Source organism: Virgibacillus salexigens (assembly GCF_000723585.1).
In the GTDB taxonomy this organism is placed as follows: Bacteria; Bacillota; Bacilli; order Bacillales; family Amphibacillaceae; genus Virgibacillus; species Virgibacillus salexigens.
In genome coordinates this window covers 84047-110312 of record NZ_CCDP010000004.1, presented here as the reverse complement: position 1 = coordinate 110312, position 26266 = coordinate 84047, and the positions used below count along the sequence as shown (strand labels likewise).

Below are 26266 nucleotides of genomic sequence, written 5' to 3'. Positions count from 1 at the left end.
ATTTTAATGATGGAGGTGCTGATTAGAATGTCAGTTAAAACAAATACATTGTATGACTTACCTACTCAAGATGGAAAAGCATCCAAGGTAACTAACAAATTACGTGAACATAAAGAATTAATAGCCGCTTTAGTGAGTGGATTACTTATTTTATTTACTTGGAGTATGGAGGGGTACCTTTCCCACAACTTGTGGATTTTACTTCATCTAACTGCCTTTATAATTGGGGGATATTTTAAAGCAAAAGAAGGAATTACGGAAACCATCCAAAACAAAGAATTAAATGTAGAAATGCTTATGGTCTTAGCAGCTATTGGTTCTTCAGCTATTGGATATTGGACAGAGGGAGCGATTTTAATTTTTATATTTGCTCTTTCAGGCGCTTTGGAAACATATACAATGAATCGAAGCAATCGAGAAATAGCCGCCTTAATGGATCTTCAACCCGAAGAAGCGACACGTATAATTGAAGGCAAAAAGGAAGTTGTTCCGGTTTCCAGCTTACATATAGATGATGTTATCTATGTACGAGCTGGTGAACGAATTCCAGCAGATGGAAGTATTATTCAAGGCTCCACAGCAATTGATGAGAGTGCCATTACTGGTGAATCCATTCCTGTAACAAAGGGTGACTCGAATGAGGTTTTTGCAGGAACAGTTGCTTTAGATGGTTCTATTTCCATACAAATAACCAAGCCCGCTAACCAAACTGTTTTTCAAAAAATCATAGAAATGGTCCAAACAGCGAAAGAAGAAAAATCTCCATCGCAATTATTTATTGAAAAGTTCGAAGGTGCCTATGTGAAAACAGTATTAGCCATGGTCGTACTTATGATGTTTATTCCCTATTTTCTATTTAACTGGTCACTTCTTGAGAGTATTTATCGGGCGATGATATTACTTGTTGTTGCTTCTCCTTGTGCGCTTGTGGCATCGATCATGCCTGCCACTTTATCTGCTATTTCCAATAGTGCTAAAAAAGGCGTATTGTTTAAGGGCGGTGTACACATTGAAAACATGAGCCACATGAAGGCAATTGCTTTTGATAAAACGGGGACACTAACTAAAGGAAAGCCGGAAGTAACCAATTTTATTATTCACCCCGACTATGATGAGCATGTAATTATGACTACAGTAAGGGCGATAGAACAAGAATCTACCCATCCTTTGGCAGTGGCAATTACAGATTACTGTAGCGAAGAAGCTATTATAGACAAACTGTTCATTGACAATGTAATAACCGCTTCGGGAAATGGCGTGAATGCGGAAATAAATGGTGAACATTGGAGAATAGGCAAACCAGCGTATATTGGCTTTAGTTCATTTTTTGATCCATACACGAAAGACCTTGCAGCTGAAGGAAAAACGATTGTTTATGTAAAAAAAGAAGCAACTATCGTAGCACTAATTGCATTAAAAGATACAGTTCGGAAAGACAGTGTAAAAGCTATTAAACAATTAAAACAGCTAGGAATCTATACCATTATGTTAACTGGTGATCATGATTTAACGGCAAAAGCAATAGCGAAAGAAGCAAAAATCGATCATTATGCTGCGAATTGTCTTCCAAAAGATAAAGTCGATTATTTAAAACAAATCAAAAATAAATACCACCATATTGCCATGGTTGGAGATGGCATTAATGATGGGCCGGCATTAGCTACTGCTAACCTAGGAATTGCTATGGGGGAAGGGACGGATGTTGCTTTAGAAACTGCCGATGTCGTATTAATGAAAAATGATCTGACTAAGATTACCAATGCAATAAGTGTTTCAAAGAAAATGAATACGATTATAAAACAAAATATCTGGTTCTCGCTTAGTGTCATTTTGCTATTAATTACAACGAATTTCTTGCAAATACTCGATCTCCCATTAGGGGTAGTAGGTCATGAAGGAAGTACGATCTTAGTTATATTAAATGGATTAAGGCTGTTGAAATAACTATTCCAACAGCCTGTTTTTTCGTATAACCGAATTAATTAAGCCACCAGTCATTATAATAATCCCAGATAAATAAAACCAAATCATTAGGACTATTACAGCACCAAGACTCCCATATGTGGCTGAGTAATTCCCGATTGTACTAACATAATAGGAGAATCCAAGGGAAGCTAATTGCCATGAAATCGTAGCGAACAATGCCCCAGGAATTGCATTCTTAAAATAAATACGCTTATTGGGTGCCAGCTTGTAAAGCGCTAAAAACACAATAAAGAACACAACTGATGATACTACCCATCGTAATGTTTCCCATACGGAAACAAACCCTTCAGATAAACCAACAAAGGAAAAAAGATAGATCCCTAAGGTTCTTCCGAAAACAGGTAATAATAAGGCGATAATCATGACTGCTACCATCGCTATCGTTAAAACAATCGCAATTAAACGTGATACGATAAACGAACGGTTTTCTTCGACTTCATAAGCATGATTAAACCCGCGCATGAGCGAATTTACACCATTGGAAGCTGCCCATAACGTAGCAATAATCCCAAAAGATAATAATCCCCCATTTTGTTGGCGAATTAATTGTGTAACATTTGATGTAATTAACTCAACAATTTGTGGTGGTGCATAGGTAGCAATAATATCGAGTATTGCTAATTCATCGATTGGTAAATACCCAACTAAAGTTACTAAAAACAGCAAGAACGGAAATAACGACAATAGAAAAAAATAAGCAAGTTGTGCAGCTAAACCAAAGACATCCACTTCTTCCATCCTTTGATACAGCTGCTTACCAAATTGAACGATCTTTTTTTCCATTGCCACACCCCTAGACATTTTCCTCAGCAACCTATAACCAAGCTTGCCTTTATTCTATTCGATCTGTTTGGTTTTTATTAGCAAAACTTTCAAGTGTTGATTCTACTTGATCGAGTGCGTTCAATGTACTTTCCGCACCACGTGTGAATGCTTGATTAAAAGTATCGAACGCTGAACGCACCGTATGCACAGCATCTGATGGATGCTTCATTAGATAACTAGTACCTGATTTGGCTGCTGTTAACTTCTCTTTACTGTATGCTCTTGTTTCCTTATCAAAAAGGCTGACAAGCGCACCTACTGTTGCACCAATAAATACACCTAAAAATAGTTTTCTTTTTCCCATCGTTATCGCTCCTTATGAAATTGAATGTTTTTCTTTAATAAATTGCAGTAATTGCTGACAACCTTCCAAAACCAATTGATATGTATCTGAAAAATTCCCTGTATAGTAGGGATCAGGTATATTTGATTTTTCCGGTTGATTTACAAAATCCATCAACTTTGCAATTATTATTGGTTGTTGGCTAGCCCCAAATAATTGTAGCAGATCATGTTTATTTTGATCATCCATTGCAATAATATAATCAAATTGATTCACATCACTTGCATCGACTTGCCTTGCCACCAGTCCTTTCCAAGATATATTATTGTTGGTTAAAATTTCTTTCGTCTCTTGATGGGGTTCTTCACCCATATGCCAGCTCCCGGTACCAGCTGAATCCACAGTAATATATTCCGTAAGCCGGTCTTTTTTTATAAGATCAAGAAATATTGCTTCTGCCATTGGAGATCGACAAATATTGCCAAGACATGCAAATAAGACGCGAATCATAAAGCACACCTGCCTTCTATTTCTTCTATTATAAGCAACAAACCTTCTGTCAGGCAAAGGTTTCTATTTATATAGAATACCAATTTTTACCTTCCTTGTACAAATTGTCAAAGAAAACGTACCCATTCAACCTTTTTGCAACACGGAAACTTATACATTTACATGAAACAACTTGACATACGCTCTCTTTTTTCGGAATATTTAATATAGGTAGAAAAAGGGGGAAAAAGATTATGATGGACATCATCAATGCAATAAGTAGCTTTGTGTGGGGTCCTCCAACATTAATTTTAATTGTTGGAACTGGATTATACTTAACCTTTCGATTAGGTTTCTTACAATTCAGAACACTACCTTACGCTTTGAAACTTGCTTTTCGACCAACAAGACAAGATAAAAAATCAAAAGGCGATATTAGCCATTATGAAGCCTTAACAACAGCAATGGCGGCTACCATAGGAACTGGTAACATTGTTGGGGTAGCAACAGCAGTAGTATTAGGAGGTCCGGGAGCTGTCTTTTGGATGTGGATTTCTGCATTATTTGGAATGGCAACAAAATATTCTGAAGCCATTCTTGCAGTTAAATATCGGGTAGAAGATAGTAAAGGTCAAATGTCCGGCGGTCCAATGTACTACTTAGAAAAGGGATTAAATGCCAAATGGTTAGGTGTTTTATTTGCTATTTTTGGCTCCATCGCCGCATTTGGAATTGGAAACATGGTACAATCGAATTCTGTATCCGATGCACTGCAAACCTCATTTAATATCCCAACTTGGCTAACTGGAATCGTACTCACTGTATTAGTTGGTATTGTTATTCTTGGAGGAATTAAAAGCATCGGTCGTGTGACAGCATTTTTTGTACCTATCATGGCATTATTGTATATTATTGGCGGATTAATTATTATGATCATGAATTTAGACCTTCTTCCAAGCGCAATTAGCTTAATCTTTACAGACGCCTTTACAGGAAGTGCAATCGGTGGCGGTATCTTAGGTACGGTTATACGCTACGGAGTAGCTCGTGGTGTATTCTCCAACGAAGCTGGACTAGGTTCCGCACCTATTGCTGCTGCTGCAGCGAAAACAGATTACCCAGGTCGTCAAGCTTTAGTATCGATGACTCAGGTATTTATTGATACGATTATTGTCTGTTCAATTACAGGTATTACAATTGTGATGGCAGATATGTATCAAGGTGGACTAGAAGGTACAGAGTTAACTGCAGCATCTTTTTCTTATTTCTTAGGTGATGTTGGTGGCTATATTGTTACAATTGGAATTATATTATTTGCTTTTTCTACATTAGTAGGTTGGTCTTATTATGGGGAAAAGTGTTTTTCATATCTATTTAGTGACAAGGCTATACCGTATTATCGGTTTGTTTTTGTTATTGCTGTCATGTACGGAGCCATGGAAAAATTAGATATTGTTTGGGGTATTTCTGATATTATGAATGCGCTCATGGCAGTACCGAACTTAATTGGCTTACTTGGTCTTTCCGGAGTTGTAGCTTATGAAACAAAGAAATTCCTTAAAGTAGCCAAACAAGAAAAAACACAAGAAAAGGCAGAAAGTAGAACATAATCTTATAAAAGGGATGAGCGATGACAGCTCATCCCTTTTATGATGTTAACGGTACAATACATTGCTCATCATTATTTTCAGCTGAATTCACATAGGTATGAACTGCATAAGCTTTTAATTGATCCTCGTCAAAAGACTCTAAGAGTTGCTGCGATACAAGTGGTTCCATCTTTACTGGTTGAATCCATTCATCCTCTTTATGTTTAGGAAGAATGATTGGCATACGATGATGAATGTCTTGCATAAAGGTATTTGCTTTTTTGGTTAGAATGGTACAGGTGAACAGTTGCTTTCCTTTATGTTCCCACTTATCCCAAAGGCCAGCAAAAGTAAATACTTTACGGTTTTCCAACTCAATTCGTTGTGGCTGTTTCCCATCAGAAGTCTGTTTCCATTCGTAGAAACTATCGGCAAGGATCAAGCAGCGCTTCTTTCCCATTAGCTGTTTGAAGCTCGGTTTTTGATGGGCGGTCTCACTACGTGCATTTATCATCTTATAACCAATTTTCTCATCTTCCGCCCACTTAGGTACAAGTCCCCACTTCAATAAACCTGCTCGTTTCTGTTTCCCATCGTGAATGATTGCTAACACTTGCTGACCAGGAGCGATATTATAACTTGGTATATATCCTTCAATTGTGTCTTGCTCTAAATCAAAGGCCGTCAAAATCTCTAATTCATCTGCCAATAATGTATACCTTCCACACATCCGCTTCACCTCTATAGCCACTATATTTCATTTAGAATATACTTAAATCCCACTTCGTTGCAATATGCTTCAGTAATTTTATTCCTGCTATACTATTTCCTTGATTATCCAAGGCAGGACCATATACCCCTATCCCACATCCTTCTGTAAATGGTAAGACTTCCTCTCTTACTCTTGGTGGGGCTACAGCGATAATTCCACCAGATACCCCACTTTTAGCAGGAATACCAACATAAGCAGCAAATTTACCAGATGCATCATACATACCGCATGTGAGCATTAATGCCTTAGCTAATCTTGCAATTTTACGAGGAATAATTTCCTCATCCGTCTGCATATCCAATCCATCATTTGCTAACACTCGGCCAATTATTGCTAAATCATCAATACTTACTTCAATGGAACATTGTTTAAAATAGGTTTCTAACGTAATATCCATATTTGATTCAAGGTAGTCTAATTCAACTAAATAATAACCAATTGCCCGATTTCGTATAGAAGAATCTCTTTCTGATTCATATACATCTAAGTTCAATGATGGACGATGACCGAGAATTTTTTCCAGCAATTGAAATAAAGGTTCTAGTTTTTCATCCGGCGTTTTCCCATTTAACATAGAAGTAACTGTAATCGCTCCTGCATTTACAAAAGGGTTGAAAGGCTTTTTTAATTTTCGCATTTCCAAATGCATGATTGAATTAAATGCCTCGCCAGTTGGCTCAACATCGACTCGATCAAGCACGTATGCTACCCCTCTTTCCATACACGCCACAATAAAACAAAACACTTTTGAAATACTTTGGATCGTAAACGTTGTATCGACATTTCCGGAACGAACTGATAGTCCATTATTGCCTAAAATGGATATTCCTAAGTGTTTTGGATCAGCTTCTTTTAAAATGGGAATATAAGAAGCCACTTCTCCATCCTTTGTTTGCTTTTGATAAAAAGTTACCCAATCGTCTACATAATTCTGCAACCAATCTTGGGTTATTTTTGTATTCCAGTTCACCGTACCTTGAATCAACTATATCACCTCCCTACTAGTATGCCTCGTATTTAAAAAAAGAAACTTATAAACAAAAAGGGAGGATACATAATAAAACGGAAACTCTACAACTAATCACTGCTGCCCCCAGTACCAATTTGATCTCCTGAAGTCATGACTATTACAATTAATAGAATTAATGAATCCATTATTCCGTTTTTTGGTAGAACTTATATTTTAAAAAACCAAAAACCGAACTATTCTCTGAATAGTTGCAGAAAATAGTTCGGTTTAAATTCCTTTTTCCTTTCGCTCTTCCTAAATCAGCGCTTTACTAGCTCCTCAACTTGATCAGCATCTTCTTATTGCAATCGTTTTTCTATTATTTCTTGGACCCCTTCAGCTATTTCGTTACTGCTTTTAGCATGATATGATTCCGGATGAATTGCCTCCTCAATAGATCGTTTTACATCGGAATCATCCTTTATCTTACCGTCTTGTTGTTCGTACATTCGGTATATACCGGTGATTGTAACTGGCACAATTGGCACCTCTACTTTAACTGACTGCTTACGATCATGACGATCAATAAACACAAATTGTAAAAGTTCCATCTAGAGGAATAATTGGTAAAAAAAAAGAGATTGACCGCAGTCAATCTCTTTCATAGATTCGTATATTTATTTTCCAATAAATTGTTGCGTCCAGTGGTTACCTTGTTCAACATACCCTACTCCAATATGAGTGAAGTCAGGGTTCATAATGTTTTCACGGTGACCTTGACTGTTCATCCAAGCATCAACTACTTCTTGAGGAGTTTGTTGCCCTTTAGCAATATTTTCTCCTGCAGTTGTATAGCTAATACCGAATTGTTTCATCATATCAAATGGTGAACCGTAAGTTGGGCTATTGTGCGCAAAGTAGCCATTTGTTGCCATATCATTCGATTTTTCACGTGCAACTTTACTTAGTTCAGTATCAACTTTTAATTCAGAAAGACCTTGTTTTGCACGTTCTTGGTTTGTTAGTTCAACAACTTCTTGTTCAAATTGACTCAATTCTTCAGATTGAGACTGTTCTTGATTTTGATTTTGTTGTTCTTCTGTTTGTTGTTGATTCGTGTTTTGCTCCGGTTGTTGCTCTTGTGCAGGCTGTTCTTTATCTTGTGTTTCTTGTTCTTGTGACTGTTCTGGTTGTTTTGGTTCTTCTGGTTTTTCTTGAGCTGGTTTGTCAGCCTGATTTGTTTGTTCTTCTTGAGCAGGTTTTTCATTTTCTGCTGGTTTTTCTTCTATATTAATCTTATCCCAATTAATTTGGTTCCAATTTAATTGTAATTTATTCATATATTTATTTAAAAGATCATTTATATTGTCTTCTGTAATTGTCTTTGTTTGTCCATTGATAGAATAGAAGACTTTATAAATTTGATCCTGAGATTGATCTTTGGCAGAAGCATCAGCAGAAGATGAAAAAGCTCCCCCGAATAGTAAAGCTGTAGATAAAGCTGTAACTACACCTATTTTTTTAAACATGTTTCTTACACACTCCTTTGGTTTTTGTTTCGTGCAAGATCATCATAGCATGGATTTTTTGTAATATTTTTGGCAGCCGTTACCAATCGTATTTTCTCTTGCTCTTTAAATCTAAAAACCTTATATTAATAGGAGTTAGTTTCATGGGAAAATAGGGTATACATGAAAATAATAATAGTAGAGGAAAAAATTTCATCAAAATTCGGCTTGACAACCTAAAAAAAGCGGCTTGTTTATTACAAATTCTATCAATTTGTAATCCAAATGTTACGTATTCTGTCGTAAATAATAGTTTTTTTGTTGTATAATAAGGATATTTGGAAAAAAATCTATTACTAATTACTAACACTTGTATATCTACCCCCTAAAACTATATGAAAGAAGAGAATTTATATAAAAGAAATCTGTCATCATTGGAGGATCTATATTATGTTATCTACTGCGGAGATTGGAATCGATCTTGGTACTGCAAACATTCTAATATACTCAAAGTCAAAAGGAATCGTTTTGAATGAACCATCTGTTGTAGCAATTGATGTAAATACCAAGCAAGTAGTCGCTGTTGGAGCAGAAGCAAAGGAAATGGTGGGTAAAACCCCACAAAATATCATACCGATTCGCCCACTAAAAGATGGAGTGATTGCGGATTATGATGTCACTGCACAAATGTTAAAAGAATTTTTGAAGAAAGTTAGTAAGAAAATTGGCATGTCCATGCGAAAACCAGTTGTAGTTGTTTGTACACCATCAGGCAGTACTACCGTAGAACGTCGTGCTATCCACAATGCTGTCACAAGCTATGGAGCAAAACAAGTCCATCTTATTGAAGAGCCAATTGCTGCTGCAATTGGTGCTGATCTGCCAGTTGATGAGCCTGTTGCCAATGTCATTGTCGACATCGGAGGCGGTACTTCAGAAGTAGGAATTATTTCATTCGGAGGTGTCGTTTCCTGTAATTCCGTTCGTATTGGTGGAGATAAAATGGATGAAGAAATCATTCATCACATCCGCAAGAATTATAATATCCTAATTGGTGAACGTACGGCTGAGAATATCAAGATGGAAATTGGTTATGCACATCCGAATCACAAAGATGAAACAATGGAAATCCGAGGACGTGATATGGTAACAGGTTTACCTAAGACGGTTACAATTACATCTCAAGAAATTCACCTTGCATTAAAAGAATCCTTGGAACAAGTTCTAGAGACCATACGTGCTACATTAGAAAACTGCCCTCCAGAATTAAGTGGAGATATTGTAGATCATGGTATTGTTCTAACAGGCGGTGGCTCCATGCTTAATGGCATGCAAGAATGGTTATCTACTGAAATTATCGTCCCTGTCCATCTTGCACCAAATCCTTTAGAATCCGTAGCAGTCGGAACCGGACGCGCATTAAAAATGATCACAAAACTGCAAAAAGCCACAAAGTAGAAAGAAAAGCATAAAAGGCAAATACCTCCAACAAGCTTAAGTTCCTTCCGATGTGGTGGTTTTTACCACAAAGGAAGGACGCTTTAGTCCTCTAGGAGGTAGCCCTTTCATGCTAGACATCAGAAAAGCTTTTAAGACCGTTAGGCGACGTATGGGCTCGCCCCGGTATTCGGGGATGGTTCGACGTTGGCAAGCATCGTGCCGTTTTTCGTCGGTCTTCCGTTCCTCAATAAAGGAATTACGGTGACTTTCAGGAACCGATGATAACTGGGAGTCGAAGGAAGTCTCATTAGTCGTTGTCCTCTTCTATATTGCTTATATTCATAAGTTTACACCCAGGCATCTAATTGCCTGGGGATTTTTATCAAAAAATCGTCCCGGAAAGCGTTTACAAATATTAATTATCATAGTATACTGAAAAATAAGAATTAATTAGCTTGTTGCTAAATAGCTCTTTTAATTACCTATCAATTCGCTGCCTAATCTGTTCACAGTTCCATGCCAGAACTGACTCAACAGATAAAAGCCAGTTCAGATTGAATTACAGAAGTTCTGTAATTTGTTTGAATTGGCTTTTTTATTTTTTACCGACTTCTCATCATATGCTTAAGAAGCTATGATAATTAACCTATTCTTTATAAAAGGAGTGAAAACATGACAGGTGCTCTGGAACATATTCGTATTCTTGATTTGTCCCGAGTGTTGGCTGGTCCTTACTGTTCAATGATTCTTGGGGATCTAGGGGCTGAAGTTATCAAAGTAGAAGCTCCTGGTGGAAGTGATGAAACACGAAGATGGGGGCCACCTTTTCAAGAAGGTGTTAGTGCTTATTATCTATGTGCAAATCGCAATAAAAAAAGCATTACCCTTGATTTAAAATCGCAAGAAGGGATTACTCAAATCAAAAATCTTGTAAAAAATAGCGATGTAATTATTAATAACTTTCGTACAGGAACAATGGAACGATTTGGTTTAGACTATGACACATTATCATCTATTAACTCAGGACTTATTTATTGTTCAATTACTGGATTTGGTGAAACTGGTCCATTGAAGGATATGCCAGGTTATGATTTTATCATTCAAGCCATGAGCGGACTTATGAGTATAACTGGTGATAAAGAAACTGGACCACAGAAAATGGGGGTTGCTATTTCAGATATATTAACAGGGATGTACGCATGTATTGGCATACAAGGTGCATTAATTGAAAGAAACCAATCTGGAAAAGGACAAAAACTCGATATTGCCCTATATGATGCAGCAGTAAGTGCTCTTGTAAATGTAGGAAGTAATTATTTAATGTCCGGTCAAATCCCATTCCAACTTGGAAATCATCATGCAAATATTGTCCCCTATCAAACCTTTTGTGCAAAAGACGGAGAAATGGTCATTGCAGTTGGAAATGACAAGCAATTTCAAGCGTTATGCGATATTATTCAAAAGCCCGATTTAAAAACAGACCCTAGATTTACTACTAATCCTGATCGGGTTAAGCATCGTGACAAACTGATACCTGTTCTACAAGAATTATTCTTACAAAAGGAAGCAAATGAGTGGATGGATGAGTGTAAGGCAAGAGGCATTCCATGCGGACCAATTCAGAATATTGCTGAAGTAGCTAATGATGCACAATTAAATGCACGAAACATGTTCATCGATCTGTCACATCCAACAGCCGGTATCATCAACATGATAGGCAGTCCATTAAAATTGTCTCGTACTCCTGTTTCATATCGACATCATCCACCTGATCCAGGTGAACATAATCAAGCTATTCTTAATGAAAATCCAACCAATTAATAAAAGGAGATGTGTTTATGAACTTCCATTTTACAGAAGAACAAGAAATGCTAAGAGAAACCGTACGTAATCTTACAGATAAGGAAATTATGCCTTATATCAGCGAATGGGATAGACAAGGGAAATTTGATCCCGCTATCATTCCTAAACTTGCAGAGTTAGGACTCATGGGTGTTTGTATACCTGAAGAATATGGCGGCAGTGGTATGGACTATAATTCGCTTGCAATTGTTTGTGAGGAATTAGAACGAGGAGATACTGCATTTCGTACAGCTGTGTCTGTTCATACAGGTTTAAATAGCATGACTTTACTTCAATGGGGAAATGAAGAACAAAAACAAAAGTACCTCGTACCACAAGCAAAAGGTATGAAAATTGGGGCCTTTGGTTTAACCGAGCCTGGGGCTGGTTCAGACGTTGCTAGTATGGAAACAACTGCTGTAAAACAAGGAGATTATTATATTTTAAATGGTCAAAAAACATGGATTTCTTTATGTGATATGGCCGACCACTTTCTTGTGTTTGCATATACGAAGGATCGTTCAGAAAAACATAAAGGAATCTCGGCATTTATCATTGAAAGAGAATGGGAAGGATTCTCGTCCAAAGCAATTAAAGGAAAACTAGGTATTCGTTCAGGTAATACAGGTGAAATTTTCTTCGATCACATCAAAGTACCAAAGGAAAACTTACTTGGTGAAGAAGGAGAAGGATTTAAAATTGCTATGTCTGCATTAGATAATGGTAGATTTACTGTAGCTGCTGGTGCAGTTGGTCAAATTATGGCGTGCCTAGAAGCAAGTGTGAAGTATTGCCACGAACGAGCAACATTTGGCAAGGAGATTGGTAAACATCAACTTGTCCAGCAAATGATTGCAAATATGGAAGCAGGATTACAGATGAGCAGACTACTGGTATACCGAGCAGGTGAGCTGAAGAATGAAGGAAAACGTAATACGAGAGAAACATCTTTAGCGAAATGGCAAGCATGCGATTTTGCAAATAAGGCTGCGGATGATGCTGTTCAGGTCCATGGTGCTTACGGATATTCAGATGAATACCCAGTAGAACGCTATCTTCGAAATTCAAAAGCACCTGTAATTTATGAAGGTACGAGAGAAATTCATACGGTGATGCAAGCAGAATACGCACTTGGATACCGACAAGATAAAAATTTAAATAAAATGCTACCCGCATGGAATCAAAGTGAGTTCACTAAGTTCTAATTCAACGAGCTTTTTGAATAGACTATAAATAAACGAGAGACACCTGGTTATACCAGGTGTTTGAACTTGTTACAAGGAGGCTGCTTATATGTTTGAATCGCTGACTAAAAGTATCTTTATTAATGGGAAATGGGAAGCTATTAGCGAAGCTCATACAGAAACAATTTATAATCCTGCCACCTTAGAACCGATCACCAAGGTCGCGCATGCTGGAGCTAAGGAAACAACTAAAGCAATTACAGCGGCAGACGAAGCTTTTCCACAGTGGAGTCAAAAAACCGGGAGAGAACGATCTCGTTATTTATATAAGGCGTATCAGCTAATGCAGGAAGATGCAGAACGATTAGGTAAAATCTTAACTATGGAACAAGGAAAACCATTAAACGAAGCAATTGGTGAAGTTAAAGGGGCTGCTAACTTTTTATTATGGTATGCAGAAGAGGCTAGTCGAAATTATGGAGAGTGGCTCCCTTCATCAACTAATTCAAAACGTCTGATGGTGATTCCTCAAGCAGTTGGGGTTGTTGGAGCGATAACACCTTGGAACTTTCCTTCTTCCATGATCACCAGAAAACTAGCACCTGCCTTAGCTGCAGGATGTACGGTTGTTTTAAAACCAGCACCCGAGACACCTCTTTCCGCAATCGAAATCATGAAAATCTTTGAGCGTGCTGGAGTTCCAAATGGTGTTGTTAATTTAGTGACTGGAGATGCCAAAGCCATTGGACAACAATTACTTACGAATAAAGTAGTTCAACATATTACATTCACTGGTTCTACTGCAGTAGGGAAGTATTTAATCCGTGAAAGTGCACAGCAGGTTAAAAAACTCTCCCTTGAATTAGGTGGTCACGCACCAAGTATTGTCTTTGCGGATGCAGATTTGGATAAAGCCACTTCCCTCGTTATAGGCAGTAAGTTTAGAAATAATGGCCAAACATGTATATGCACCAATCGTCTCTATGTTCATCAACATATTGCCAATGATTTCGCTAATCTATTAAAAGTCAAAGTTTCTCAATTAAAACTAGGATCTGGTTTAGAGAACGAGGTAGACCTTGGTCCATTAATTAATCAAAAAGCTTGTGAAAAAGTACATGATCATGTAAAAGATGCCACGGAAAAAGGTGCTATTGTTGAATGTGGTGGTGAACAATGGAATGACAAGTTAGATGGACATTATTATAAGCCGACAATCCTATCAAACATTTCTGATGAGATGAAGATTATGCATGAAGAAACCTTCGGCCCTGTCATCCCCATTCAAACCTTTACAGATGAATCAGAAGTGATTAAGCAAGCAAATAATACAGATTATGGCTTAGCAGCATATGTTTTCACTGAGAATACAAATCGAGCCATTCGCGTTTCTGAGAAGCTCGACTATGGCATCGTAGGCGTGAATGATGTATTTCCAGCGACACCTGAAGCTCCATTTGGTGGAATTAAACAGTCTGGTATCGGTAAAGAAGGCGGTCATCATGGTATGGATGAATTCCTAGAGAAAAAATACATCTCGATAGGAATCGATTCTAAGTAAAGGCAAGTTCATTACATTCGCCACGAAAATCAAAAACGCCTTAGGTTTTTGTGTTATTCACCTGCTGCTGAGAATATATTTCTGAAGTGATTTGGAAAACGATCCTTCTTGTCCTTCGCGAGCACGTTATCAGCTCACTCGGGTAAGCAAAATCGTATTACCTGAGTGAGCCATATTGTTCGTTGAGACGTCTCAACAATATCAACTGCCTCCCCATCTAACTTCACTAAATTAAAATCGTTCATTACGAATTTTGCTTTACACTATCATTCTAATCTCTTTCTTTTAAGATGTTCGTTCACTGGTATTCTCACAAAGCACCACATATTGCTTGTACAAATCTTTTAAAGCAGAAGCTAACGCATTACCTGCCTTTCCTAGATAATGTGACTTTAATATTTCAACTGGTTTATCAATACCATCTTGTAAACTGTGACCTCGTAATAATTGTTGAACGAAACTTTTGCCGTGGTCGGTAGCTAATGTACATCCTGCCGCTACTATAACACCATATTTTTTATCAATTTCTGCTGTAATGGTTAATGTCTCATAAATACTTTGAGCAGCCATTCCTGATGGTAATCTTGCATGACCTGCGATAAATATTGTGTTCATTTCTTATCTCCTCCCCCATCCACACAGCTTATCGATAACCAAGCCTTCGTGAAATGTCTAGTGCTGTTATTTTTGTTTCTACCTTAATATGTTCTAAATCATCTCCTTCGAAATGACTTGTGAGACCACTTACGGCTAGTGCAGCAATAACCTGCTGCTGATGATTGTAAATGGGATAAGATATTCCAGTTGTATCCTCGTCTTGTTCAGCAATACTATATGCGTACCCTTGTGCTTGAATTTGTTGTAATTCTACTCTTAAACGCTCTTTCTCAATTGGACGATGAATAGCCACAAGCTCTGATTGATTGATAATTTCCTCTTGCCTCTCTTTGGTTTGGAAGGCTAATAACAATTTTGGACCAGAACCGATGTACAACGGAACACTTTTTCCCACTTTTGTATAAAGCCTCAGTGCACGTGAACTTTCCACTTTTTCTATATAAGTTGCTTCGTCTTGATTAATAATGACTAAGTGAATGACTTCATTTATTTCTTTCGCTAATTCCTCCATATATGGTAAAGCAATTCCTCTTACTTCTAGTCTATCAGAAACAAGGTTGCCAAGCTCTAGTAATTTTAAACCTAACCGATACCTTGCCTCCTGTTCCGATTCTTTTGATTTATGTAAGAAACCATTCTGTTCTAAAACCGTTAAAAGCCGGTATGCTGTAGGTTTAGGTATTCTAGCTTGATCTGCAATATCTTTCAATGATAATTCATGCGATCCTTCTCTAAACAAGTCTAGTAATTTTAATGCTTTATTCACACTTTGATTCATAGGCAAGCTCCTTAAGACAATTGAATAGCTAGTTCACGGATATAGGTAAATCCCTCCGCTATCATTGCAGAGGGATAACCTTCATTTTACGTATTTACATGTGTTTTTTCTGTACTTTCTTTTTCTACAATCATAACACCACGTTTTTCCATCTCAGCGATATATACTTCTCCTGGTACAATTTGTTCTGGTGGATACACCCCTTTCTTCGTAATTTTGTTATTTCCAATCATTTGGGCTACTACAGAAATCGTATTTGCTGTTGCTCTAGCCATCGCTGTAACTTGGTTCGCTCTATCCTTATACGTTGTCATTTCATAAGCATATGTTTTTTGTCGTCCTTCTTTTTCACCGGAAACAATTACTCTTAGTAAGACGGCATCATCCTTATCTCCTAGTTCAACAATAGGATCAAGCACTTTTAAAAACACATCTCTTGGACTAACTTTTTGTCCATTCATTTCTACTTCATAACCAGCTTTTGTTAGATTTAAATCAACAAGCAGCTTGAATTTTTCTGCATGACCTGGATAGCGAATCGTTTTATATTCTAAGGTTTTTAAATGAGGATAAGATATGGATAAAGTTGACGTCCCTCCAGAAGTATGGAAAGCTTCCAATGGACCAAATTTTTCAAAATAGACACGTTCTACCTCGGAAAGCGAAGGGATTTCCTGCTTTATACCATTCCGAATGATTAACGATGGATCGGTATAATGATCAAATACCCCTTCCATAGAAAAAACATGGTTATATTCTAAAGGTGCTTCAGGTTTTACAGGAATACCTCCAACATATAATTTAATGGAATCTAAATGATCTAGCCTACTATTACCAAGGCCCGATAAAATATTAATCATTCCAGGTGCTACACCTAGATCTGGAATTAACGTTACTCCAGCAGCTTTCGCCTGTTCTTTTAACGTTAATACCTTATCCGTTACATGACCGATGTGGCCACCTAAATCTACAGCGCTGACACCTACTTCAATCGCCGTTTTTGCAACGATTTCATTAAACGAATAAAACAATGCATTGATAATTACATCAAACTGCCTCATATAATTAGCTAAATCCTGTTGATCCGCTGCATTTACTTGATAAGCTGATAGTTTAGCAGATTTTAATTGGTCACATACCTGTTGTGCTCGTGCTATATCAATATCTGCCAAACCGATAGATGTGACATCATCACTTGCAGCTAGATCACGAGCAGCTTCTTTCCCCATTAACCCTGAACCTAGAACACCTATCTTCATCCAATCCACTCCTTCTACCAAAGATTCCTAAACTTTTCCAGTCAATACGAGTCCCTACTTTACAATTAATCTACATCAATTTGAGCACGTTGTAATTTACCACTGTAGTCTACATAAACTGCTTTCCACTCTGTAAACACATCTAATGCCTGCACACCAGAATCTCGGTGACCGTTCCCAGTCCCTTTGGTTCCACCAAAAGGTAGATGTATTTCTGCACCAGTCGTACCCGCATTCACATATACGATGCCAGTATCTAAATCCCGCTGCGCTTGAAAAACACGGTTCACGTCTTTTGTAAAAATGGAGCTTGACAATCCGAAGGTTACTCCATTGTTTACCTTAATAGCTTCTTCAAAGCTTTCCACCGGAATCAACGACACGACTGGTCCAAATATTTCCTCTTGGGCTATCCGCATCGAAGAATTAGCATCCGTAAATAAGGTTGGAGCAAAGAAGATTCCATCTTGATGCGAATCGTCTTTCCATTCATAACCTCCAGCAAGAAGCTTTGCCCCTTCATCTTTTCCAATCTGAATATATGATTTTATCTTTTCTACTCCTTTTTGATTAATGATTGGGCCAATTTTATTCCTTTCATCCAATCCATTTCCAATTGTTAATTTTTCCATTTCTGCAAGGAGACGCTCCTCTAAGGTAGACTTTACATCTTCATGAACAATCACTCTACTACATGCTGTGCAACGTTGGCCGCTTGTACCGAATGCACTCCATAAAATTCCTTCCACTGCGAGGTCCACATCAGCATCTTCCATAACAATAACCGCGTTTTTTCCACCCATTTCAAGGGATACTTTCTTTAATTGCTTTCCACATTCCGCTGCAATATTTCTACCTGTATCATTGGAACCAGTAAATGAAATAATGCGAATATCTTCATGATGAACCATTGCATCTCCAACTGTTGAACCAGTGCCAAATACAACATTCATGATTCCTTTTGGTAACCCAGCTTCTTCAAAAATGGACGCTAATTCATAAGCCATAATTGGTGTTTCAGTAGCTGGTTTCCAGATAACTGCATTTCCAGCTACAATTGCTGGGAAGGACTTCCATGTTGCTATAGCTATTGGAAAATTCCAAGGAGTGATGATTCCCACAACTCCTACTGGACAACGCTGGCTCATAGCGAATTTATCTTTTAATTCTGCCGGCGTCGTTTGCCCAAATAACCTCCGTCCTTCACCAGCCATATAAAATGCCATATCGATACCTTCTTGCACTTCCCCACGGGCTTCTTCAATCACTTTTCCATTTTCCATTGTTAATAACTGCGATAGTCTTTCCTTACGTTCTTTCATTAAATAACCAACGCGATATAGTACTTCCGCTCGTTGAGGGGCTGGAACGAGAGCCCATTCTTTTTGAGCCTGTTTAGCAGCATATACTGCTTGATGAACATTTTCGCTGCTGGATAATGGAACTTGAACAATTTCTTCCCCTGTTGCAGGATTAATAACGGCTGTTGAAGCTTCTACCTCTACCCAATCTCCATCAATAAAATTTCGTAGTTTTTTTGTTTGTAACGTTGCTGTCATAATAAAACCTCCTTTATTTAATATATTACTGTTTCATGGACCTTTCTCGAAGTTGAGTAATGGTTGATGAAACAGAAATCTGCTCTGGATCTGTCAATATTTCAATCACAACCGGTTTTCTTAATTGACATGCTTCCGCAAAAGCAACTTTAAATTCCTGCGATGAAGCTACACGATAACCAATTGCCCCAACACTTATTGCCATATCCTTAAAAGACACATCTCCTAAATCCGTAGCGATCACTTTTTCTGGAAAGTGCATTTCTTGGTGCATGCGAATCGTACCATACATCTTATTATTAAAAACGAGACATATGACTGGAATATCATATCTCACAGCGGTCTCCAGTTCTTGACAAGTCATCATAAACCCTCCATCACCGGAAAAACCAACGACTAAGCGATCTGGAAGAGCAAGTTTTGCTCCAATTGCCCCCGGTAATCCATACCCCATCGCTCCAGAAGTAGGCCCAACATACGTATGTGCAACCTTAAATGGATAAAAATGATGAACCCAACCAGCAAAATTCCCGGCATCATTCGTGATCACAGTATTCTCTGGTAATATTTTAATTAGGTATTCAATAATTTGCGTATTAATGGGATCTGTTTCTTTCACATCTAACCGACAGGATCTAGCATAAGCTGCATTTCGATCAAAAGCCCAATCCGACCAAGCATGCATTACATTTACTGTTTGCAACTGATCAAAGGCTTCCTTCATATCAGCTACAATGCCTATGTCTGGAGCAAAGCTTTTGCCAATGCTATTGTAGTCAATATCGATATGAATAAGCCGCTGGTTGGACGATAGGAGTGCGTAATCCTGGGTAGTTACTTCAGACAATCGTGTTCCTAATGCCAATACCACATCCGCTAATTTCACTGTATCAAGTACTTCTTTTGAAGTTCCTAAGCCCAAATGTCCTGCATATAACAAATGATCATTTGGAAATACATCATGACGGCGAAACGCTGTTAGAACTGGTATATTAAAGGTTTCTGCGAATTTTTTTAAGCAGGGTTCTGCATTTGCATTCTTTACCCCGCCGCCAGCAATGATGATTGGCTGCTTAGCTTTTGATAAAAGCATCTCTACCTGCTTCAATTCAGCAGGAGAAGGTGCTGGTGCTGGACGAGGTATCACAGGACCATATTGCATATACGCTTCTTCCTTTAAAACATCCTCTGGCAATGAAATAATTACTGGACCTGGTCTGCCTGATTTGGCAATTCGAAAAGCACGTTGTACGATTTCTGGTGTTCGTTCTGCATCTTTTAATTCAACAGTCCACTTAGCAATGGATTGAAAATACTGATCTAAATCAACCTCTTGAAACCCTTCTCTTCCTCTAAATTTACTGTGTACCTGACCTAAGAATACAACCATTGGCGTAGAGTCTTGATATGCTGTATGAACACCAATTGATAAATTCGCTGCACCTACTCCTCTTGTAGCAAGCAAAACACCTGGTTTTAATGCAGATTTGGCATAGCCTTCAGCCATGAAGGACGCCCCTCCCTCATGCCTTGCTGATATTACTTGAATAGTGCTTTCATCATAAAGCGCATCCAATACAGGTAGATAACTTTCCCCTGGTACACAAAAAACGCGTTCTATATTTTCTTTTTTTAAACAAGTTATGATCGCCTTTGCCGCTGATTCTTTTGTTTTTGTCATCTGTATTTTTAATCACTCCTTCCATTCAAACTGGTGTAACCGATAAATGACTTCATCCAACCTTTCCGAGCTAACAGATAATGAGATGCGGATAAATCCTTCACCATTTGCTCCAAAAGCAATTCCTGGGGTTACAATAAGTCCTGCCTCATCTAATAGTTGATTGGCAAATGACATGGAATTATAGCCCTTTGGTACTTCTGCCCAAATAAATATTGTTCCTCTTGGTTTTCTCACCTTCAGTCCAACCTTGGTCAATGCAGCGTACAATTTTTCCATACGCTGTTTGTAAACAGCATTATTTGCCTGAACACAGGATAGATCACTCGTTAAAGCTGCGGCTGCAGCTTTTTGAATTGGGATAAACTGGCAAGTATCAATATTACTTTTTAAGGTAGCCAGCGATTGAATTATTTCTTGATTTCCAACAATGTAACCAATTCGCCATCCAGTCATATTAAAACTTTTGGAAAGAGAACCTAATTCAACAGCATAATCTTTGGCATCAGGAATTTGTAAAACACTTGGTGACTGATAATCTTCAAACGTTACAAGGTCATACGCTGCATCATTGGCTAAAATGATTCCATGATCCCGACAAAATGTAATCGCTTCCAAATAAGTAGACATATCCGCTACTGCAGCTGTTGGATTGCTCGGATAATTTAAGAACATTAATTTCGCTTGATGGGCATCTGCAGCAGAAAGACGGTGAAACATGGGAGTGTAATTATTGTCATGATCGAGAGGCAAAGAAATACTCTCACCACCAGCCAAATGAACTCCAGTACGATAAACCGGATAACCTGGATCTGGTACAATTACCTTGTCATCTGGATTAATTACGGCCTGGATTAAATTAGCAATTCCTTCTTTTGAGCCGATAAGTGCCAATACTTCTGTTTCAGGATTAAGAATTACGCCGTATTGTTGTTTATAAAAATGAGCGACTGCTTGTTTAAATTCCAGTAAACCACTATAAGTAGAATAGCGATGATTTGCTGAATGTTTCACTTCCTCCATTAATATCTGACATACAAAATCAGGCGTCGGTAAATCAGGTGCACCGATTCCTAAATCTATACAATCGACGCCATTACTGATAAGCTGCTTTTTCTTTTTCTGAAATTCCGAAAACAAATATGGTGGTAAGCTTTCTACTTTATCAGAAATAAAAGCCATCCTAATCCTCCCTATATTTCATATAATGAAATGCTGTTTCATTTATTTACCAATAGTATAAATCAGCATCATAAAATTTACAATATACTGAAAACAAATCATTCCAAAGTACTATTTATTGCTATGGTAAATACATATTTGTTCCCTCATTCCCCTTCTTAACATGACAAACAGCAACTTTTTAATTGCTGAACAAAGCTACTGACCAGGAATAAAGGTCTAATAATTTTTATCAAAAATGCAATTGGCCTATCAGAAAACAATATGTGTGTAGTGGGATTTATATTACGAATAAAATACCTGCACACTCCTAATTTTGAGTATTTTATTAGATGAACTTTTTTTAGTACTAAAAATCTTCTAGTAATTAACACTAACATCCTTCTGTAATTTTGTTAGAATAATAATAGTGTTTAAGATCATAATTCGAAGAAATGAGGTACCTTAAAAATGAAGACGGACATTTCCTATGCACGCCATTTAGATAGTGAAGATGAATTATCGACATACCGAGAGGAGTTTTACCTTTCTCCTGATAAAATCTACTTTGATGGAAATTCGTTAGGCATATTATCCAAACGGGCAAAAAAAACCGTAGAAATGCTCATGGAATCCTGGAAAGAATATGGAATTGATGGTTGGTCAGAAGGGGCATATCCTTGGTTCTATTTATCAGAAAAATTAGGAAAGATGTCCGCCCACCTAATTGGTGCAAGGCCAGAAGAAGTAATCATTACTGGGTCAACTACAACCAACCTTCATCAGCTGACAGCAAGCTTTTTTCAGCCAAGGGGAAAAAAGACGAAAATTTTAGCGGATGAATTAAACTTCCCGTCAGATATTTATGCATTAAAGAGCCAGTTACGGTTAAAAGGACTACAACCAGAAGATCATTTGATTCAGGTTAAAAGTAAAGACGGAAACACCTTAAATACAAATACGATTATTGAAGCAATGTCAGAAGAAGTAGCTATGCTTGTGCTTCCTGGTGTACTATATCGTAGTGGTCAAATTTTAGATATGGAAACCATTACCGTAGAAGCTCATAAACGGGGGATTATTGTCGGGTTCGATCTTTGCCATTCAATTGGCTCCATTCCACATCAATTATCTGAATGGGGAGTTGATTTCGCCTTCTGGTGTACATATAAGCATTTAAATGGAGGACCTGGTAGTGTCGGCGGTTTATACGTTAACCAAAAGCATTTTGGTAACAACCCTGGACTAGCAGGATGGTTCAGCTCGAATAAGGAAAAACAATTTGATATGGACCATACGTTAACACCAGCAGAAAGTGCAGGTGCCTATCAAATTGGCACCCCACATGTGTTAAGTGCAGCACCATTAATCGGCTCCTTAGAAATGTTTGAAGAAATTGGAATAGCCAGAATTCGAAAAAAGTCGCTTGAATTAACCAACTACTTAATGAAACTTATTGAAGTTGAACTTCAGGAACAAGGATTCTTTATCGCAAATCCTAAAGCAGATGAATTACGGGGTGGACATATCTATTTGGAACATCCTGAAGCAGCTCGAATTTGTAAAGCATTAAAGGCAGAAGGTGTCATTCCAGACTTCCGAAATCCAAACGGAATCCGTTTAGCTCCTGTTGCTCTCTATAATACGTTTGAAGAAATATGGAAGATGGTACAAATCTTAAAAACGATTATGGAAAACAAGGCCTATAAAAACTTTGAAAATAAGCGAGGTGTCATTGCATAATGACAGACTGGATCGATATCTCTCAACCACTAACAAATAACATAGCTAACTGGCCTGGCGATACACCATTTTCATACTCATTAACGGCATCAATAAAAGAAACAACATCTGTAAATATTGGCCAAATAACTACCAGTCTTCATATCGGAACGCATATCGACGCACCATACCATTTTGATGCAAATGGTAGTACTGTTGAACAACTTGACATCAATCATTATGTTGGTGATGCTGTCGTTTTTGATGTAAGTCATGTAGATAAAATAACCGACAATGTATTGAATCAATTGACCTGGCCAGCAAATATAAAACGTGTCCTATTACGTACATCACTACCTAATATTCCAACACGTTTTCCAGAAAACATCCCCAGGTTAGATCCATCTATTGCAGCCTTTTTACAAGAAAAAGAAGTTACCTTGCTTGGGGTTGATATCCCATCTGTGGACCCACCTGAAAGCAAGGACTTACGAACACATCATACGCTTCATAAGCATGGCATCCATATTCTAGAAAATATTACGCTTGATCAGGTTTCGCCAGGTATCTACGAGCTTATAGCTCTTCCATTACCTATTCAGGGTGCCGATGGTAGCCCAGTACGGGCAGTCTTACGTCCAAAGGAAAGGGGCCAACAGGATGACTAACAAACATATGGATCGTACCTTTGATTCGGAACAAGGAATTCATACAAATTTCAAGGAAAAAATGACATATGGAGATTATTTGCAGCTAGATACATTACTCTCCAGCCAAAAGCGGCTATCGGATCATCATGATGAAATGTTATTTATTATTATTCATCATGTTAGTGAATTGTGGTTAAAATTAATCATTCATGAAACCCAGGCGGCTGTCGCTGCGATTAAGCGTGGCGATCTGCAAGCGTCATTTAAAATGCTATCCCGTGTGTCTAAGATACAGTCGCAAATTATTCAAGCTTGGGATGTGCTATCAACCTTAACACCAGCGGAATACATGGAGTTTCGCGATAAGTTAGGAAACGCCTCTGGTTTCCAATCTTACCAATATCGATTAGTTGAATTTGTACTCGGCTATAAAACGCCATTCATCTTAAAAATATACGAAAAGGATCCAGAAGTTCATCAAATGCTCTATCATGCTTATCATGCTCCCGGTTTATATGATGTTGCTATTCAAGCTTTGGCAGATAATGGTTTTCCTATAAACCCAGACATAGTGACGCGTGATTTTTCGAAAACGTATGAAAAGGATGAAACTGTCGAACAAGCATGGATGACTATATATAAGAATGTAAATCAATACTGGGATTTATACCAGCTTGCAGAAAAACTCGTCGATATCGAAGATTGGTTTCAACAATGGCGTTTTCGACATATGAAAACAGTGGAACGAATTATTGGCCACAAAATGGGAACAGGAGGATCATCTGGTGTTGGATACTTAAAGAAAGTGCTAGATCACCCCTTCTTTCCAGAATTATGGGAAATAAGAAGCAAGTTATAATCCGAAAATGAGGACCATATTAATAAAAAGCGTGGAACTAAGATAAAACCAAGATAAAATCACTTGACTTTTACGATCAATGTAAATAAAGTGAAACTTAATTCATAAGGGGAGGTTTGCGCCTCCCTGTACATATCATTTGTACTAAAAATGGAAGAAAAAGAAAGAAAGGAAGACGTTTTGTATGCAACCTAAAAAAGAACAATGGTCGACAAAGATAGGGTTCATCTTATCTTCTGCTGGAGCAGCTATCGGCCTAGGAGCAATTTGGAAATTCCCTTATATGACAGGAATGAACGGCGGAGGGGCCTTTTTCTTGTTATTCATCGCATTTACAGTAATCATTGGTCTTCCTATATTAATAGCAGAGTTTATTATTGGTAGAGGAGCGCAGAAAGAAGCAGTAACAGCTTATCAAAAGCTAGCCCCTAAAACTGGCTGGTCATTCATTGGACATTGGGGAGTCGTTGGCGCTTTTCTACTTATGTCCTTTTACAGTGTTGTTGGTGGATGGGTATTAATCTATAGTGCTATTTCGATTCCAGGTCTGATCATTAGCGACACGGCGAATTATGCAGATTTATTCGCTACCATTACGGGAAATCCGTTAATTACATTGATTGGTCATCTATTATTTATTCTAATTAATATTATGGTAGTCTCTTTTGGAATTAAAGATGGGATTGAAAAAACAAGTAAAGTACTGATGCCATTATTATTTATCTTTTTTATCATACTTGTCATTCGTTCACTAACTTTTGAAGGTGCTATGGAAGGACTCCGCTTTTTCCTTCAACCGGACTTTTCTAAGTTAAATGCCGAAAATGTACTCTATGCACTTGGGCAATCATTCTTCTCACTTGCTGTAGGTATCTCTGTTATGGTTACATATAGTTCCTACTTAAAGAAGGATGTCAGTCTCCCAATGTCTGCCGGATCTGTTTCAATTATGAATATTTTCGTTTCATTGTTAGCCGGGCTTGCTATCTTCCCTGTTGTTTTCGCATTTGGTTTAGAGCCAGCAGAAGGTCCAGGACTATTATTCATTGTACTACCGGAGGCATTTGCACAAATGCCATTTGGTGAAATATTCTTGAGTTTATTCCTCTTATTATTCTTATTTGCGGTTCTAACATCCTCCTTTAGTATGTTAGAGATTATCACAGCTGCGTTCACTGAAAAGAAACAGCGTTCTAGGAAGAAAACAGCATTTATATCAGGTATACTTGTTTTTATCGCTGGTATTCCAGCTGCTTTATCTTCAAGCAGTTTAGCTGACTTTACCATTTTTGGAAAAACCGTATTTGATGCTACTGACTTTTTAGTAAGTAATATTATGCTTCCTGGTGGGTGTTTATTTATCGCTCTATTTATTGGGTATAAAATGGATAAGACGTTAATTAAACAAGAATTTTCTTATGGAAACCAGCTATCTAATGGGATATATAATGTATGGTTGCAGAATATGCGTTGGCTTGTTCCGATTACTATTATTATTGTCTTCTTAGGTTCAATCGGCATTATATAGGGTAAACTATGCCTGGAGGTGAT

23 protein-coding genes are annotated in these 26266 nt (G+C 37.8%); 10 read left to right on the top strand and 13 right to left on the bottom strand.

Annotation, left to right across the window (positions count from 1 at the left end; all coding sequences use genetic code 11):
- The first annotated feature begins 27 nt into the window (after positions 1–27).
- Entirely contained in the window at positions 28–1944 is a 1917-nt protein-coding gene (locus BN990_RS21045) for a heavy metal translocating P-type ATPase (protein WP_021290622.1), read from the top strand.
- On the opposite strand, the gene BN990_RS21040 is transcribed toward BN990_RS21045, so the two are convergent.
- From BN990_RS21040 to BN990_RS21030, 3 genes are read right to left on the bottom strand one after another with little or no spacing between them, the layout of a single operon-like run.
- Positions 1945–2769, bottom strand: coding sequence for a YihY/virulence factor BrkB family protein (locus BN990_RS21040; protein WP_038247433.1), 825 nt, complete (start codon positions 2767–2769; stop codon positions 1945–1947).
- Positions 2770–2818: 49 nt separating this feature from the next.
- Positions 2819–3115, bottom strand: a complete 297-nt coding sequence (locus BN990_RS21035; RefSeq protein ID WP_021290624.1) for a hypothetical protein — start codon at positions 3113–3115, stop codon at positions 2819–2821.
- A 12-nt stretch (positions 3116–3127) separates the two neighbouring features.
- On the bottom strand, positions 3128–3604 hold the full coding sequence (locus tag BN990_RS21030; RefSeq protein ID WP_021290625.1) for a low molecular weight protein-tyrosine-phosphatase: 477 nt from the start codon (positions 3602–3604) through the stop codon (positions 3128–3130).
- A 233-nt stretch (positions 3605–3837) separates the two neighbouring features.
- Here BN990_RS21030 and BN990_RS21025 point away from each other — a divergent pair, with 233 nt between their 5' ends.
- Positions 3838–5193 carry an alanine/glycine:cation symporter family protein gene (locus tag BN990_RS21025; protein WP_021290626.1) on the top strand — a complete coding sequence of 452 codons (1356 nt, stop codon included), beginning with the start codon at positions 3838–3840 and terminating at the stop codon, positions 5191–5193.
- Positions 5194–5230: 37 nt separating this feature from the next.
- On the opposite strand, the gene BN990_RS21020 is transcribed toward BN990_RS21025, so the two are convergent.
- The 4 genes from BN990_RS21020 to BN990_RS21005 form a co-directional block, all read right to left on the bottom strand.
- Positions 5231–5902 (bottom strand): SOS response-associated peptidase, encoded by a 672-nt coding sequence (locus BN990_RS21020; protein WP_021290627.1) that lies wholly within the window; start codon positions 5900–5902, stop codon positions 5231–5233.
- Between the two features lie 31 nt (positions 5903–5933).
- Positions 5934–6929 carry a glutaminase gene (locus tag BN990_RS21015; protein WP_021290628.1) on the bottom strand — a complete coding sequence of 332 codons (996 nt, stop codon included), beginning with the start codon at positions 6927–6929 and terminating at the stop codon, positions 5934–5936.
- A gap of 323 nt (positions 6930–7252) precedes the next feature.
- Positions 7253–7504: a hypothetical protein gene (locus BN990_RS21010; protein ID WP_148530751.1), complete on the bottom strand. Its 252-nt coding sequence runs from the start codon at positions 7502–7504 to the stop codon at positions 7253–7255.
- A gap of 66 nt (positions 7505–7570) precedes the next feature.
- Positions 7571–8422, bottom strand: coding sequence for a CAP domain-containing protein (locus BN990_RS21005; RefSeq protein WP_021290630.1), 852 nt, complete (start codon positions 8420–8422; stop codon positions 7571–7573).
- A gap of 429 nt (positions 8423–8851) precedes the next feature.
- Here BN990_RS21005 and mreBH point away from each other — a divergent pair, with 429 nt between their 5' ends.
- The 4 genes from mreBH to BN990_RS20985 all read left to right on the top strand — a co-directional run bounded on the left by mreBH (position 8852) and on the right by BN990_RS20985 (position 14428).
- Complete coding sequence (gene mreBH / locus BN990_RS21000; protein WP_021290631.1) at positions 8852–9859, top strand: rod-share determining protein MreBH; 1008 nt, start codon at positions 8852–8854, stop codon at positions 9857–9859.
- 654 nt (positions 9860–10513) lie between these two features.
- Positions 10514–11662 carry a CaiB/BaiF CoA transferase family protein gene (locus BN990_RS20995; RefSeq protein WP_021290632.1) on the top strand — a complete coding sequence of 383 codons (1149 nt, stop codon included), beginning with the start codon at positions 10514–10516 and terminating at the stop codon, positions 11660–11662.
- Positions 11663–11679: 17 nt separating this feature from the next.
- Positions 11680–12888 (top strand): acyl-CoA dehydrogenase family protein, encoded by a 1209-nt coding sequence (locus BN990_RS20990; RefSeq protein ID WP_021290633.1) that lies wholly within the window; start codon positions 11680–11682, stop codon positions 12886–12888.
- A gap of 88 nt (positions 12889–12976) precedes the next feature.
- Positions 12977–14428, top strand: coding sequence for an NAD-dependent succinate-semialdehyde dehydrogenase (locus BN990_RS20985; protein ID WP_038247427.1), 1452 nt, complete (start codon positions 12977–12979; stop codon positions 14426–14428).
- Positions 14429–14713: 285 nt separating this feature from the next.
- Here BN990_RS20985 and BN990_RS20980 read toward each other — a convergent pair whose 3' ends face one another.
- The 6 genes from BN990_RS20980 to BN990_RS20955 all read right to left on the bottom strand — a co-directional run bounded on the left by BN990_RS20980 (position 14714) and on the right by BN990_RS20955 (position 21505).
- Positions 14714–15043, bottom strand: a complete 330-nt coding sequence (locus BN990_RS20980; protein WP_038247424.1) for a DUF3870 domain-containing protein — start codon at positions 15041–15043, stop codon at positions 14714–14716.
- A gap of 28 nt (positions 15044–15071) precedes the next feature.
- A complete protein-coding gene (locus tag BN990_RS20975; protein ID WP_021290636.1) occupies positions 15072–15824 on the bottom strand; it encodes an IclR family transcriptional regulator in 753 nt (250 codons plus the stop codon).
- An 86-nt stretch (positions 15825–15910) separates the two neighbouring features.
- Complete coding sequence (locus BN990_RS20970; RefSeq protein WP_038247421.1) at positions 15911–17083, bottom strand: saccharopine dehydrogenase family protein; 1173 nt, start codon at positions 17081–17083, stop codon at positions 15911–15913.
- A gap of 65 nt (positions 17084–17148) precedes the next feature.
- A complete protein-coding gene (locus BN990_RS20965) occupies positions 17149–18642 on the bottom strand; it encodes an aldehyde dehydrogenase family protein (protein ID WP_038247419.1) in 1494 nt (497 codons plus the stop codon).
- A 25-nt stretch (positions 18643–18667) separates the two neighbouring features.
- Positions 18668–20329 carry a thiamine pyrophosphate-dependent enzyme gene (locus BN990_RS20960; RefSeq protein WP_370459223.1) on the bottom strand — a complete coding sequence of 554 codons (1662 nt, stop codon included), beginning with the start codon at positions 20327–20329 and terminating at the stop codon, positions 18668–18670.
- A gap of 6 nt (positions 20330–20335) precedes the next feature.
- Positions 20336–21505: an aminotransferase class I/II-fold pyridoxal phosphate-dependent enzyme gene (locus tag BN990_RS20955; RefSeq protein ID WP_038247409.1), complete on the bottom strand. Its 1170-nt coding sequence runs from the start codon at positions 21503–21505 to the stop codon at positions 20336–20338.
- A gap of 450 nt (positions 21506–21955) precedes the next feature.
- Here BN990_RS20955 and kynU point away from each other — a divergent pair, with 450 nt between their 5' ends.
- From kynU to BN990_RS20935, 4 genes are all read left to right on the top strand, one after another.
- Entirely contained in the window at positions 21956–23227 is a 1272-nt protein-coding gene (gene kynU, locus BN990_RS20950; RefSeq protein ID WP_021290641.1) for a kynureninase, read from the top strand.
- Entirely contained in the window at positions 23227–23874 is a 648-nt protein-coding gene (gene kynB / locus BN990_RS20945) for an arylformamidase (RefSeq protein WP_021290642.1), read from the top strand. The genes kynU and kynB overlap by 1 nt, the downstream gene beginning before the upstream one ends.
- A complete protein-coding gene (kynA, locus tag BN990_RS20940) occupies positions 23867–24715 on the top strand; it encodes a tryptophan 2,3-dioxygenase (RefSeq protein WP_021290643.1) in 849 nt (282 codons plus the stop codon). The genes kynB and kynA overlap by 8 nt, the downstream gene beginning before the upstream one ends.
- Positions 24716–24899: 184 nt before the next feature.
- Positions 24900–26243, top strand: a complete 1344-nt coding sequence (locus BN990_RS20935; protein WP_021290644.1) for a sodium-dependent transporter — start codon at positions 24900–24902, stop codon at positions 26241–26243.
- The last annotated feature ends 23 nt before the right edge of the window (positions 26244–26266 follow it).

Coding starts and splice junctions, on each gene's coding strand:
- BN990_RS21045 (WP_021290622.1), top strand. CDS start 28: ATGTCAGTTAAAACAAATACATTGTATGACTTACCTACTCAAGATGGA.
- BN990_RS21040 (WP_038247433.1), bottom strand. CDS start 2,769: ATGGAAAAAAAGATCGTTCAATTTGGTAAGCAGCTGTATCAAAGGATG.
- BN990_RS21035 (WP_021290624.1), bottom strand. CDS start 3,115: ATGGGAAAAAGAAAACTATTTTTAGGTGTATTTATTGGTGCAACAGTA.
- BN990_RS21030 (WP_021290625.1), bottom strand. CDS start 3,604: ATGATTCGCGTCTTATTTGCATGTCTTGGCAATATTTGTCGATCTCCA.
- BN990_RS21025 (WP_021290626.1), top strand. CDS start 3,838: ATGATGGACATCATCAATGCAATAAGTAGCTTTGTGTGGGGTCCTCCA.
- BN990_RS21020 (WP_021290627.1), bottom strand. CDS start 5,902: ATGTGTGGAAGGTATACATTATTGGCAGATGAATTAGAGATTTTGACG.
- BN990_RS21010 (WP_148530751.1), bottom strand. CDS start 7,504: ATGGAACTTTTACAATTTGTGTTTATTGATCGTCATGATCGTAAGCAG.
- BN990_RS21005 (WP_021290630.1), bottom strand. CDS start 8,422: ATGTTTAAAAAAATAGGTGTAGTTACAGCTTTATCTACAGCTTTACTA.
- mreBH (WP_021290631.1), top strand. CDS start 8,852: ATGTTATCTACTGCGGAGATTGGAATCGATCTTGGTACTGCAAACATT.
- BN990_RS20995 (WP_021290632.1), top strand. CDS start 10,514: ATGACAGGTGCTCTGGAACATATTCGTATTCTTGATTTGTCCCGAGTG.
- BN990_RS20990 (WP_021290633.1), top strand. CDS start 11,680: ATGAACTTCCATTTTACAGAAGAACAAGAAATGCTAAGAGAAACCGTA.
- BN990_RS20985 (WP_038247427.1), top strand. CDS start 12,977: ATGTTTGAATCGCTGACTAAAAGTATCTTTATTAATGGGAAATGGGAA.
- BN990_RS20980 (WP_038247424.1), bottom strand. CDS start 15,043: ATGAACACAATATTTATCGCAGGTCATGCAAGATTACCATCAGGAATG.
- BN990_RS20975 (WP_021290636.1), bottom strand. CDS start 15,824: ATGAATCAAAGTGTGAATAAAGCATTAAAATTACTAGACTTGTTTAGA.
- BN990_RS20970 (WP_038247421.1), bottom strand. CDS start 17,083: ATGAAGATAGGTGTTCTAGGTTCAGGGTTAATGGGGAAAGAAGCTGCT.
- BN990_RS20965 (WP_038247419.1), bottom strand. CDS start 18,642: ATGACAGCAACGTTACAAACAAAAAAACTACGAAATTTTATTGATGGA.
- BN990_RS20955 (WP_038247409.1), bottom strand. CDS start 21,505: ATGGCTTTTATTTCTGATAAAGTAGAAAGCTTACCACCATATTTGTTT.
- kynU (WP_021290641.1), top strand. CDS start 21,956: ATGAAGACGGACATTTCCTATGCACGCCATTTAGATAGTGAAGATGAA.
- kynB (WP_021290642.1), top strand. CDS start 23,227: ATGACAGACTGGATCGATATCTCTCAACCACTAACAAATAACATAGCT.
- kynA (WP_021290643.1), top strand. CDS start 23,867: ATGACTAACAAACATATGGATCGTACCTTTGATTCGGAACAAGGAATT.
- BN990_RS20935 (WP_021290644.1), top strand. CDS start 24,900: ATGCAACCTAAAAAAGAACAATGGTCGACAAAGATAGGGTTCATCTTA.